This is a genomic window from Arsenicibacter sp. R0_47, assembly GCF_057652235.1.
Genome location: NZ_JBYFCJ010000035.1, coordinates 22,085 through 34,784 on the forward strand (window position 1 = coordinate 22,085; position 12,700 = coordinate 34,784).

A 12,700-nucleotide genomic window follows, 5' to 3' on the forward strand; every position below is an offset into this window, starting at 1 on the left:
AATGGCAATTGTACAAGTCGGCTTTTTAGGCCGTACCGGCCCCGTTTTCGTAGATGATGCTACTGTCGCCGGCAAAAAAATCATTCTTGTTGGTGATCTGAATTTAGGTAAGCTGCAAGCTAAACAGCCCGCTTTTGCTGATAACCTACGAGGGTCTACCGCAGGTGCAAACTTTGTCTTTGATTACGCTTCCGCAGATTGCGCATTAGGCCCATACACTGACAATCAAATCGTTGGCAACATTCCCGCCTACAAGCAGCCATCAACAGGCATTGCATTTGACTATTATATTGATGTTGCGGGGGATTGGGTAAGTATGCCTGCTCCTACAGGTGGCACAGCAACAACCACAACCGGCACAACAACCACAACCGGCACTACAACTACAACCGGCACTACCACAACAGACACCAAGTATTCAGCACCAACGTTCATGGAGCAAGTACAAACATTCCTGTCAAACTACTGGTGGCTCGTTGCACTTATTCTGCTCGCTGTTCTCTGGAAACCGTTTATCGCTCCGGCCCTTGGAATGGGCAAGCGGAAACGCCGGTAATCGTATACAAAATATTTTGGTTGCCCAATCTGTATGGGCTTGGGCAACCATAAAAACACAGTTCTACCCCTTAATCAATTTGCTACAATGGCAAAGTATAAGAAGTACCCAAAAAGCCCGAAGCAATCAGCGAGTAAAGAAGTTTGGGCGCGTCACGTTGAAAAATGTAAGGATGTTGACAAATACAACGCGCAGCTTGACAAGGACAAAAACGCAAAAAAATCACTGATCGCTACGGCGAAGAAAATCAAGGCAAAGCGATAACATAAAGCCCGGCGGGCATAGCTTTCCGGGCAAGTTTCTACTCATAACCGAATCCTAAACTATGGACACTGTAGAAACCGCTATCGAATATCTACGGCATAACCAGACCGCATATTGGTGGGTATTCTCAGGTAATTCAAAAATTGCGGAATGCACGAACACCGATAATGTAGAAGATAGTATTTCAAGGTTTCGGGAAGCATCTCGTTTTTGGCCATCTGGTTCTTACAAGCTGGAGTGTTCCGACAAAGCGGCCAATCGGTCAGGTTCCTTTAAGTTTCCATTTTCAAAAGGCCAGGGACAACCAACCAGCCAATCCCCTACCCCAATGGCACAAAGTAATAATGCCTATGGCATACCTGATCATGTGCTTTTACAAATCCAGAACGAAACTCGCCGTACCCTGCTCTTTGAGCAAATGCATGACAAATTCGGGCCAATGGTGGATCTGGTTAAAGATCTGGAAAAACGCGTCGAAAAGCTAGAAAAAATATTGGCAGATGAAGACGAAGACGGCACACCTGACATTCTGGAAATGACACGTAAAGGCGCTGAACTGGCTAAAGCAGGCAGCGAAATTAAACGAGTATTTGAGGGCGGAAAGTTATTCTAAACCCTTTCCCCGTAGACCCCAAACCCAACTTCTACCATTATGGCAAAAGAGCTTAATCAACCTGATAATCAAGCACAGGTAATAACCAAAGAGTATGTACAAACGGTTTTGGCTGATCTGTTCTACTCGCTTACTGATGCAACCGGCGATGCCGTTACGGCAATCACAGTACTTGAAGAACTTCGGGACGGCGTAAAAGCAGACCCGGCATTTAGCCGTATGATTTTTACACCTGACAACATCCGTAAAGCTATCCAGCTTAAGGAAAAAGCACAAACAAAAGGCGGGTTGAAACCTGCTGATTTTGAACAGGCATACCCTGAACTTACAAAGCAAATTCCGTTTTGGGGTGTCTTAAAAACCTTTATCTAAATGGAAAATGACCGGCTTAAGAGTCTCAATGACGGGGGATACAACAATCTGCTTTTGATTGGCTTAGGAGCAACGGCCGTATATCTGTTAGTAAATGGTGTCAATAAGACCCGGCAACAACTGTACTTAGAGCAAGCTGGCATTGACAAACCAACACAACAGGCGCAGGCTTTACGCGATGCCATGAATAAATCAGGCATCAGTTATCTAATGTCTGTAGATGGAACTGATGTTGATTTAATTATGCAAACAGCATCGGCCATTGAAAGCTACCCGGCTGTTTCAGACGCATATAGAACACTTTACGGTTCTGAGTTGACACTTGATTTGCAGAATGAATTAAGCCGGACTGACCTGCAAAAGTTTTACGACATCGTATATAAGCGAAACGGACAAGGTAGTACAACGACAACAACTACTACAACCAGTAATGGCACCGTAGTAACTAAGACAAAGTCGGTTGTAGCGATTCAAACCGTTAATATACGCTCTTTTGAAAAGCCTACGGTTATCGAGCGTCAGGCAAAAAAAGGGGAAACCATCGGGACATTTGATAGTGAACAAGACTTAATGGTTACCGGCACCAAAACCCGTTTCGTTGTCGTCAAAACCGCACACGTTTTTGACTGGCTTTACGATGTGAAAGTATACGTCCACAAAGCATCTATCAAACTGGTTTAACATGGCCCTTGCATATGAAAGCATGGTTCCGGCATCTTACCGGACTGCATTTATCGAAAAAGTAAAAGTGATTTCGGCCCGTCTGGGTATTAAGCCTGATTGGCTAATGATTGTAATGCGGTTCGAGTCAGCCGGGACATTTTCGCCATCGGTTAAGAATCCGAATGCAAATGCCTATGGCCTTATCCAGTTTACCCAAGTGGGGATTAGCGGCTTAGGGGTGACATTAGACCAATTGCGTAACATGGATGCTATTACTCAATTGGACTACGTAGAAAAGTACCTAAAGCCTTATGTCGGAAAAATGACAGATGTGTACCAAGTATACATGGCGGTATTCGCTCCTGCTTATGTCGGTCGCCCTGACGCACAAAAAGTTTACGGTAGCCCATCTGTTCAATACACGGCAAACAAAGCACTTGACACAAACAACGATGGAGTAATAACCATCGGTGAAATTAAACAGGTAATAAGCCGGTACATCCCGGCAGGCACAGATACAGGCCAAACCGTAACCCAAGCATACGGTCCGATTTTGGGCGCTATTATAATTGGTTTTATACTTTTCAAAATCTCCTAACCCAAATGCCAAAGTTATTTATTCCTATCTCTGAAGACAAAACTGTTACCGCCAAAGTCGGAGACAAAACAACGATTATCAATACTGGTACATCCTCTGTTTTTGTAACAGATGCTGATACTGACCAAGCCCTGGAAATCCTAGAATATGGGCCAAAGCAAAGCGTACTGAATGCACTTTTCGCATTGAAACCAGGCGAAACACGTTCGCTAAAAACAGGCACTTACAATGTGTCGATTACACAAGGCTTTGGCGGTTCTGCTGTCCTATTCATTGAAAATTAAGTAACCCCGATTTTAACTAAAATGGTAAAAAGCTTTGTGTCCCGGTCAACATTCCGGCTATTGACGTTGGCCCTAAATACACCTCAAACAATAGCCATTGAGGGAGACGAATGTCTTGCGCAGGTTTTGACAAGTGGGCAATCAGTTCAGATTACTCGGCAGCGTGAGGCTACTATAGTCCAGACGTTCCCGACTCATACAGCGGTAACGGCTGCAAACTCGACACTGGTAAAGCCAATTATTGATGCAACAATGGGAATGGTCCGACTTGACAGTAACACAACTGTTGCGAGTTTAAATAACTCGCTGTCTCCTTACCATTCATCTGTTGGGATGAAGGAAAATGTAACCTTCAACATGTACACAGGAACCGGCACCGTTGATGTGTTAATCGAAACCCGGCATTATGTTCCCGCCGACGAACTGACGATCTAAGCACACGACGATCCAAACCATTACGGGCCGGGGCAACGTCCCGGCCCTTTTTGTTCACCTTGACCCTATCCCCTAAATGAAATATTTCCTACTGATGTTAATGCTGCTGGTAACATCATTGTCATTTGCTGGCAGTCAAAACCATTCCCATTACCGGCCCAAAACTCTTCTATACGCCGAATATGTACCAGCGCCTTATCGGGCAGCATTCATCAGTGAAGTAACAGAAATGGCAACACGCTTAAAGGTGCAACCCGAATGGTTAATGGTTGTAATGCGCTTTGAAACTGGCTCCAGCTTTAGGCCCAATATTCGTAATAAATACAGTGGTGCCGTAGGGCTTATCCAATTCATTCCGACAACAGCAAGCCACCTTGGTACAACTACGGGGCATTTATCCGGGCTGTCAGCCGTCGAACAATTAAAGTGGGTAGAAAAATATTTCAAGCCCTATTGCGGCCGAATGAATAACCCTTATGACGTTTACATAGTGGTTTTTGCTCCGCGCTTTTTGGGCTGTCCTGATCATACCGTTTTGTATCGACGCCACGGCAAAACGGCATTAGACAGGCGGCGCTATTCCTACAATCGTGTATTAGACACCAATCGGGACGGGCTAATAACAATTACCGATGTTAAAAGCCAGATACGACGGTTTGTTCCCGAAACAACTTAACCATTCATTATCATGGAATTACAGGATTTTGATAAAGAAGCGGCTGACTTAAAAGCTAAGTTAGATGAAATTGAAACCCAAAAACGGGCAGCAATTGAAAGGCAACGCGCAGAGCAGTTAGATAAGCTGGCAGAATTTGAAGAACTAGGCGAAAGCTACCGGAACCAGGCAGAAAAAGCGGCTATTGCTGATAAAGCGCTTTTGTATCGTTATGCTGATGATGCAGACGAACAAGCCTTTCAGCTACGGAAAGAATTAGGGATTTTACCCGAAAATGTAAATACCCCTGATGAACGCGGGAAAGCTGAAAGTTTACGTTTTCACCGTCGAATCAATTCTTTATTTTTTGCCAGCTTCTTTTCTCTTATAGCATACTTCCTGAGCGACTTTACGGCAGGTCAAATAGAAACGGGGTTTATATCCTATTTGCTCAAATACGGGGCATTAATCCTTTTCAATATTTCGGCCGCTTGTGGTGGTGTCTGGTTAGCATCTATCGTATTGCAACGATTTATGCCAAGCTATACACCAGTAAACTTTAAGGCTGATTTTTTTGCTGTTAGTCCAGCTGTTCGCCTGTCGATCATTGCCGCCGTTTTTGCCGCAATTCTTTACTTCTTATCATCTGCTTTACCTCATGCAAACTAGCCTGATACTTTCCGAGCCGTTTAACAGTTGTGTCTACCAGCGCGATAAAAACGGCTTTGCTTTCATCCCGGTTGCTGGTAGTGGAGCAGTTGGATTAGATACCGTAATTGCCACGTTTACACCGGTAAACGGTGGGCAAAAAACGACACAATCCATAGCAGTAGATAAGTCAGGCAATTTTGCCGGCACTGTTGGGGTTACTGGTGGATGGTATTCGCTGGTGGTTAATGGGAAGTCTGTTAACGCTGCGAACATTAACCGTGTGGGAAGTGGTGAAGTCTTTATAAAGTTCGGCCATTCTTACATGGATGGTGGGCACGATCAGATTAACCAGAAACCAGCCAATGACCCAAGGGTAATTACATTGCTTGATACAATGGATAAACGGGCTTATGAGTTCGGGCCATTGACACAGCGTATTGGGCCATTTAATACCGTGCCTGATGCCTGGGGAGTATTTGGTGACAATCTGGTAAAACGTATAGGTGTACCGGTATTGATCTACGGCGTTGCTTATGGTGGTTCAAGTCTTAAAATGACTTACGAGTTACTAGCCGGGAAACAACGTTCTTCCTTGCCGCCGGGTACAACAGAACCAGCATCCAGAATGCCTTATGCCCCGCTTGAAACAGTGCTGGAACAATATATTCCGCGTACCGGTTTACGGGCAGTTCTGGTAGAACATGGATATAATGACAGAGGTACGAGCCGCCAAGATTTTACAGAACAAATCAAGTACGTTTTTACGGCTATCCGGGAACGCTACAAGATGCCCAATTTAGCCTTTGTATTGGCTCAGGAGCAATTAACGGCCGTCGCTGGCTCGCTATATGACATCCCTACAGCACAGGCCCAAACCGACGTTATTAATGCTTTTCCTGATGTCTGGAAAGGAGTTGATTTTAATAGCTCTTACTGGCTGTCAGCATTCGGACAACATGACCATTTATACGGTTTAATGATTGACCAATACGGCACCGATTGGGCAGACTCATTAACCAATCAATTCTTTGTCGATAGTACGCCTTATGGGCCATCACTGGAAACAGAAGTCTTACCCGTTGTGCTTTACGCGGCACCAGGCACCATTAAGACATTTGATTGGGTGCTGCTGATCCTAACTGCCTTTGTGCTGATGCTGATCTTTATTAAGCGTTCAAAGTACCTTGTCATTGGCTTTTTACTACTTGGGCTTTTGGCATTGGGCAGGGTAACAAACAAAATATAATTCTGTCCCGAATGGGCATTTTGGGCCTGAGGGACGCTGATCGCTCCAGGCTCCTGCAATGGCCAAAGCTATCACAAGCCAAAAAGTTACGGACTGACCAAATTTAATTCTGAATTGTGCTATGATTGCCGATTTGATAAACGCAGGATATTTCAGACAGATAACGACCGAAGGCCGGAAAACACTGGTTTTAAGAAATCCGGTACAGGTGGTTATAAAGTCATCTGTCTTGCGCGAACTAAAAGCGGCATATCCGCTACATGAAGAAACGGGGGGAATACTCTATGCTTATGCTGATGGTAAAGGCGGATTGATCATTAACCAATGGCGGCAATTGACCAATACGTTGACAACAGTAGAACGCAAAACTGCATATAGACCGGGTAACTTTAATGCAGCTGTAAACGACGCCTTGAATGCAGGGGCCTTACCGATCCGGTTTCACTCGCACCCTGTCAGTATTTACGAAAATCCATATGACCGGCAACCGCTTACGTTCTTCCAGAAAACCAGCGTTGCCGACCGGCATAATAGCTACATGCCCTTCAATGTCGGTGGTTATACAATTGCGCTACCAGATGGATTATTAACGGCCAACGACCGTAGTGGTAACGATATTCGGTTTTACCTATATGGAGGCTTCGTTGCTCCCGACTCATTAAAGGCGTTATTGACTGCCGAAAAGGTCTATGTGTACTTCGCTATTTCCCTGATTCTATTTGCGTATCTATTCGGTGGATACAGAAAAGCAGGCTTAGTTTTCATACTGTCTGCTATTGCATCATTGTTCGTATTTATAGCCGAAAAGCGGCCTACAGGTGTACGCAACGCTGACGGTGATTTAATCATATCAATTCCTTAAATTCTTAACCTCAATGAAAAAAAGAGATTATATAGGGCTTGGCTTATTTGCCATTCTGATTTATCTAGCTTGGGATGCCAGAAAACGAATAACAGAATTAGAAAGCACCCAAAGAGTAACTGTCAATTACGTTAACGCTTTAAATTAAAAACCAATGGGTAATCTCACACAAGATCAAGCACAGACTTTTTTAGCATTTAAGGAAGTAAAAGAAAATTTTACGGGCATAAATGTAAAACGTTTTGGGGTTAAAGTTGGTGAAAATTTAACGGCATTAGCTATTGGACAAAATTTAAAAAGTCTAAACAATGCACTTGATTCAGGTGAAAAGCTTTTTATACCTGATGGTGTAATAAATATTGGTGGAACTCTCAAAGCCAGAAACTTACCTGTCTCTATAATTGGGAACCCAAATAGTAAAATCAGGCAGTTTGAAGATGTAAATCTATTAGAAATAGACCAACGTTTTGGGCTTCATACTCCTTACCTACAAAATATTACACTTGAAGCCGTCCCATCGTGTAAAGTAGCTACCGCCCTTACAATTTATGGTTTCCCTAACCAAGCTTCAAACGATGTATTAAGGCATAAACAGTTAGGTTATTTGTCAAACATAACAATAACTGGATTTGACGCTTATACGGCACAGCCAAGAAAAGGAGGCTTTAAAAGAGGCATTTACGTAGAGACCCCAAATCAAATGACCTTTAGAGACATTCAAATAGAAGGGTCTGGAGCAAACGTAGATGATATTGGGTTTGAATTATATTCAGCAAGGGCGGCCGTTGACTCATTCATGCAAAATATCAAAATTGGTAATGTCAGCGTAGGTATTAAAGTAAGATCATCGGCAGCAAAAGGAATTGAAGGTCTCCACCTAAATCATTGTCTTGTGACAGGCTCTGATATAGGAATTGATATTGAAAGTTTAATGTATGGGGCGCCCTTTTATGTAATCGACGGTTGTCATATATCAAGTCGTAAATTTAATATTCGACTTGTTAATGTTCAGCAAGGAAAAATATCGAACTGTTTATTCTATAATAGTGGCTCGATAATACCAAATGACGTTGTATCTTATTTACTTCTCCATAATATATCAGATTGGCATATCTATGATAATTCGGGCTTATTTTTAGGCGACTCCAATGTAGTTGATCCTTATGGGATATTGCTTTCTGCAACAGGTGATATAATGTCTGTAATGAATAAAATTCATGATAATTATTTTGCACTAAAAGCAGGATCAAATAAGGATATGGTTTGGCAGCAAGGGCAAGCCTGTGTTAATAATGAAATATATCATAATAGACGAGAACAAGGAAATTTAAGTGTACGTCAAGAAGCTAAAGAGAATTTTGTTTGGTCAAATTACCCCAAAGATCAATCTGATTCATTACAGGAAATTACTTTAAAATATATTGACCCAAACAATAAACCTCTTGGATGCGAACTTGATCTATATTATTTACGTGCTGGAAATGTAATAGTAACGAGAGGTAATATTACAGAATCGACGCCTAAAATAACGCGCATTAAAATGCGTACAGGTTTACAGGCAAATTTACAATTCTCAGAGACAATGTATTTGTCAAATTCGGCTTCTTTATCCTTGATGCAAGGGGTACATGAGACATACCAGCAAGGTGAAGTGATTACCGTTTTAGCCCTAGACGAAACAAACATAAAACAAATTGGAGAAAGCAGGAAGCCAAGAAAAACGCTTTATCTTGACAGTAATCCAGCAATACCTGTTGATCCTAAACAATACGATTGTATTACAATAAATAATACGACCGCTCAGGCAATGAACATTCCTATTTCTATTATTGATGTTAAATCCGGCACTGAGATTGTATTTAAACGATATGATAATACAAGTACAGGTCCAATTAATATTAATATGACAGCACCAAATCAAATACAACAAATCAATGGTGCATTTAATACTACTATTTCTATACCGACCGATCCCGGAATGAGACAGCTAAAATACCGTTTAAATACAGGTGGTAATTTCGAATTAATTGGCTATTAAATAAATCAGCTAAAATCGTGAAACTAACAAAACAAGAACTTGCAAATGTACCGGGCGCAAATAGTCGCCGTGGGCTATTGGTTGAAATTGCTGTTGATTTACTAATCAATTTGGCTGAATCAGCCTTTGAAAAAGTGATAGAACATGTAAAAACAAAAAGAGCCGAAAGGCTGAAGAATAAAACATCTTAATGGTAGAATAGGATAACGCCGGGCCATTGGTCCGGCTGTTTCTCATAACGCTAAACATAAATCTTTTCAATGGGAACTAAAGACTTTTTCTATCTCAGTGTTTTAGCGATCCTGCTTTATCTGGTATGGGATAATAACCAACGTATAGCGACATTGACTAAAACGATAAACTCACTTAATCCGGGTGATCAAGTCGCCAGCGCAAGTCAAGAAATAACATTCTAATTATGGAACGCTTATTCATTGAAATAAATAGCCTTCGTACATTTATTGTAAAGAAACTCAATACTTTGTACTTGTTACTGGCTGATAAGCAGGGCAAAAATGATATAATTAGCGCTACAAGAATTTCAGGTCGCTTAGCTGAGTCAAATATGCCTACTTCATTTATAGCAAGTAATATAGATGAAGCTACAATTGATGCGGCCAAGATTTTCGCGACAAACAGAACAAACCACACAGGGTTACAAGCAGCAAATACAATATCAGACTTTGACGCTACTGTCAATGCAATAATTGATTTTCTAAAAGGCAACTCTAACGGCCTTGCTCCATTAGGTTCAGATAATAAAATACCGCAGATACATCTACCCGCAATTACAATTGGTGAAACCTTTACAGTTTCTTCCCAATCTCAAATGCTGGCGCTGGTAGCCCAAAATAATGATGTAGCAATAAGAAGCGATATTGGAAACCGAAGATTTTTATTGACAGGCGGTAACGCTACACTTCTTAGTAACTGGGCGGAAATTGGCGGGGCCGGAAATATTGTAAGTATTAATGGCCGTACAGGTGCTGTCGTTATTTCTAAGTCAGATGTAAGTCTTGATAATGTACCAAACGTTGATGCAACTAACCCTGCAAATATTGCGCAAAGTACAGATTATAGATTTACGTCCGATGTAGAAAAAAACTCTTGGAATAGCAAATTTGGTGTACTAGAGGTAGGTGATAGACAGTGGTTGAGCACAACAAATAAAACGACTATTGTCGCAGCAATAAATGAACTTGTCACACTACTTGGGCAAAAAGCAACGGCATCTACTGCAACTAAACGACAGGTAATTGATTTGTTAGACCGGTCTACAAACTATAACCTTGACATCACTAACTTTGATGAAACAGATTTGTATTTGAATTTAAAAGCAAACATTACAATCAACATTGTTGGCGCAGCCCAAGGTAAGAAAATATATATACGTGCTGTTCAAGGTACTCCGGGAAACTTCACATTAGACATTACTCCATCCGTAACTTATCCAAGTTCGGTAATTATGAATACGGTTGCCGGAAAAGTTAATACTTACGGCATTGTATGCGCATCAAACACAGTTTTAGACGGCAACTGGACTAAATACCAATGATTTCAGTATTTAAAGAACAGGCAGGCAAAAACGATCCTTATTGGGCACAGACTCATTTATTAATAAAAAATTCCGGGATCAACGGAAGTAATAATAATACTTTCGTTGATAGCTCTTCTAATGCTTTATCTATAACAAGAAACGGAAATGTGTCACAAGGGAAATATGGTCCTTCAAATGAATTAAGCAGTGGTTACTTTGATGGAAGTGGCGATAGCTTATTCGTTCAGGCTTCAAGCTTACTTTCTTTTGGTTCAAATGACTTCACTGTAGAAATGTGGGTTAACCCTTCGGGCCTAAATGGTAGTCAGAACTATAGTACGCTTGGAGATGGAAGTTTATTTTCAATAAATGGAAATCAATCGGATTGGAAAACAAACGGTGGCTACCTTTCTTTAAGGTCAACATATATAAATTACCTTTCCTCTAGCGGGACGGAATATAGTTCTTCAGTATTCGTTGGTGCTAATGTTGGGGTATGGACTCATTATGCTTTAGTAAGACAGAGTAATGTCATTAAAGTTTATATCAATGGAATAATTGCATTAACCATCAATAATGCTGCATCTAATTACGGAAACTCTACAAGCCAAATTGGGATTGGAATTTTTGATAATAACAATGGTGGAAGGGCGTTTTATTATGGATATATTTCTCTTTATAGAGTATCAAAGTTGGCTAGATACACAAACAATTTTACACCTTCAACAAAGTATGGAAGTGACTCAAACACTATACTATTTTTAGAATTTAACAATGCATCTATCTTTGATGCTACACGAAAAAATAATATTGAAACTATTGGTTCTTCACAAGTTAGTACAACCAATAACATATACAACCAATCTATTATTGATTTTAATGGTATCAATTCTGGTTTGAGCATCCCACATAATTCTTTATTTAATTTAACTAATCAAAATTTTACAATTGAGGTTTGGCTAAGAACAAAATCAACTATACCAGATGGGGCTGTAATAAGTAAAAGAGCAAACGGAAGCTCATTCGGGCCTTTTTTAATTTGGTTAGGTGGGACGAACGGGACATTATATTTCTTTGCCTCAAGTAATGGAACCTCATGGGATATATCTTCGGGCACTTCATTCCAAACCCTATCAGTTAATACGGATTACTTTGTACAAATTATTCGCAATGGAAATACATTTTATGGCTATTTAAATGGGGTCCAAAGGTGGACTTTCACTAGTACAGCATCTTTAATATCAAATACAATTCCATTAACTTTAGGACATAATAGTGACGGTTTTGCTAATATTCGAATAGTTGATTTCAGGTTAACCGTTGGTGTTGCTCGTCCTAATTCTGTACCAATAGTTCCTTTCCCAACTTTTTAAATAAAAAGCCCGGCCAATTGGCCGGGCTTTTTTGTTGACTGCTTATATTATTTACTACTTAGTAGCCGTAATCACTGATTCTTTTTTTATATCCTTCGTGTAGTTGAAGGATGAACCCGTAGGCGCAATATAAGTTGATGTATTGGTATTTGCAGAACGGGTAATTTTAATCGTTCGTGTTGCAGTCGTGCCCGTTCCTTTCTGATAACCGTAATACTTGACTTGATTAAGATAAGTATAATCCGGCACCTCCTGAACTGTAAAACCTCCGTTGTTATGATACGTCATATACCCTAATTCGGTCGTGCTATAACGCTCGATGAAATAGTATTGCCCTTGGGCGTTTCCAGCAAATACGGACAATGTGCCTGACAATGGCGAAGTAGATTTTACACCATCAATGGTGTACGAGGTTACTCCAGACATTGAGTATTCGCCGGGTATTGGGTCTACAGGTGTAACCGTCTCTTGTTTTTGACATCCAAACATAAGAGAGAGGGTTGCAAGGGAGAGAGAAAAAACGAATTGTTTCATGGTGTTATGAATGGTTAAA

General features: G+C 41.0%; 17 protein-coding genes. 16 read left to right on the forward strand and 1 reads right to left on the reverse strand.

Annotated features, from left to right (window positions below; translation table 11 throughout):
• Nucleotide 1 precedes the first annotated feature (1 nt).
• The 16 genes from AC23NW_RS31515 to AC23NW_RS31590 all read left to right on the forward strand — a co-directional run bounded on the left by AC23NW_RS31515 (nucleotide 2) and on the right by AC23NW_RS31590 (nucleotide 12,147).
• Nucleotides 2-556: a hypothetical protein gene (locus AC23NW_RS31515; RefSeq protein ID WP_487454556.1), complete on the forward strand. Its 555-nt coding sequence runs from the start codon at nucleotides 2-4 to the stop codon at nucleotides 554-556.
• An 87-nt stretch (nucleotides 557-643) separates the two neighbouring features.
• Nucleotides 644-820, forward strand: coding sequence for a hypothetical protein (locus tag AC23NW_RS31520; RefSeq protein ID WP_487454558.1), 177 nt, complete (start codon nucleotides 644-646; stop codon nucleotides 818-820).
• Nucleotides 821-881: 61 nt separating this feature from the next.
• Nucleotides 882-1,433: a hypothetical protein gene (locus tag AC23NW_RS31525; RefSeq protein ID WP_487454560.1), complete on the forward strand. Its 552-nt coding sequence runs from the start codon at nucleotides 882-884 to the stop codon at nucleotides 1,431-1,433.
• A 39-nt stretch (nucleotides 1,434-1,472) separates the two neighbouring features.
• Nucleotides 1,473-1,805 (forward strand): hypothetical protein, encoded by a 333-nt coding sequence (locus AC23NW_RS31530; protein WP_487454562.1) that lies wholly within the window; start codon nucleotides 1,473-1,475, stop codon nucleotides 1,803-1,805.
• On the forward strand, nucleotides 1,806-2,486 hold the full coding sequence (locus AC23NW_RS31535) for a hypothetical protein (RefSeq protein WP_487454563.1): 681 nt from the start codon (nucleotides 1,806-1,808) through the stop codon (nucleotides 2,484-2,486).
• A gap of 1 nt (nucleotide 2,487) precedes the next feature.
• A complete protein-coding gene (locus AC23NW_RS31540) occupies nucleotides 2,488-3,066 on the forward strand; it encodes a transglycosylase SLT domain-containing protein (protein ID WP_487454564.1) in 579 nt (192 codons plus the stop codon).
• 5 nt (nucleotides 3,067-3,071) lie between these two features.
• A complete protein-coding gene (locus AC23NW_RS31545; RefSeq protein ID WP_487454566.1) occupies nucleotides 3,072-3,350 on the forward strand; it encodes a hypothetical protein in 279 nt (92 codons plus the stop codon).
• Between the two features lie 511 nt (nucleotides 3,351-3,861).
• Nucleotides 3,862-4,461 carry a transglycosylase SLT domain-containing protein gene (locus AC23NW_RS31550; protein WP_487454567.1) on the forward strand — a complete coding sequence of 200 codons (600 nt, stop codon included), beginning with the start codon at nucleotides 3,862-3,864 and terminating at the stop codon, nucleotides 4,459-4,461.
• 12 nt (nucleotides 4,462-4,473) lie between these two features.
• On the forward strand, nucleotides 4,474-5,109 hold the full coding sequence (locus tag AC23NW_RS31555; RefSeq protein ID WP_487454568.1) for a hypothetical protein: 636 nt from the start codon (nucleotides 4,474-4,476) through the stop codon (nucleotides 5,107-5,109).
• The gene (locus AC23NW_RS31560) at nucleotides 5,099-6,337 is read left to right on the forward strand and encodes a hypothetical protein (RefSeq protein WP_487454570.1); all 1,239 of its coding nucleotides are present in this window, start codon (nucleotides 5,099-5,101) and stop codon (nucleotides 6,335-6,337) included. The genes AC23NW_RS31555 and AC23NW_RS31560 overlap by 11 nt, the downstream gene beginning before the upstream one ends.
• Nucleotides 6,338-6,458: 121 nt before the next feature.
• A complete protein-coding gene (locus AC23NW_RS31565; protein ID WP_487454572.1) occupies nucleotides 6,459-7,199 on the forward strand; it encodes a hypothetical protein in 741 nt (246 codons plus the stop codon).
• A gap of 13 nt (nucleotides 7,200-7,212) precedes the next feature.
• Complete coding sequence (locus AC23NW_RS31570; RefSeq protein ID WP_487454573.1) at nucleotides 7,213-7,347, forward strand: hypothetical protein; 135 nt, start codon at nucleotides 7,213-7,215, stop codon at nucleotides 7,345-7,347.
• Between the two features lie 6 nt (nucleotides 7,348-7,353).
• Nucleotides 7,354-9,237, forward strand: coding sequence for a hypothetical protein (locus AC23NW_RS31575; RefSeq protein WP_487454574.1), 1,884 nt, complete (start codon nucleotides 7,354-7,356; stop codon nucleotides 9,235-9,237).
• A gap of 17 nt (nucleotides 9,238-9,254) precedes the next feature.
• On the forward strand, nucleotides 9,255-9,428 hold the full coding sequence (locus AC23NW_RS31580; protein WP_487454575.1) for a hypothetical protein: 174 nt from the start codon (nucleotides 9,255-9,257) through the stop codon (nucleotides 9,426-9,428).
• A gap of 227 nt (nucleotides 9,429-9,655) precedes the next feature.
• Nucleotides 9,656-10,792 carry a hypothetical protein gene (locus AC23NW_RS31585; protein WP_487454577.1) on the forward strand — a complete coding sequence of 379 codons (1,137 nt, stop codon included), beginning with the start codon at nucleotides 9,656-9,658 and terminating at the stop codon, nucleotides 10,790-10,792.
• Nucleotides 10,789-12,147, forward strand: coding sequence for a LamG-like jellyroll fold domain-containing protein (locus tag AC23NW_RS31590; protein WP_487454579.1), 1,359 nt, complete (start codon nucleotides 10,789-10,791; stop codon nucleotides 12,145-12,147). The genes AC23NW_RS31585 and AC23NW_RS31590 overlap by 4 nt, the downstream gene beginning before the upstream one ends.
• Nucleotides 12,148-12,201: 54 nt before the next feature.
• Here the strand turns inward: AC23NW_RS31590 and AC23NW_RS31595 are convergent, their stop codons facing one another.
• Entirely contained in the window at nucleotides 12,202-12,681 is a 480-nt protein-coding gene (locus AC23NW_RS31595; protein ID WP_487454581.1) for a hypothetical protein, read from the reverse strand.
• Nucleotides 12,682-12,700 lie beyond the last annotated feature (19 nt).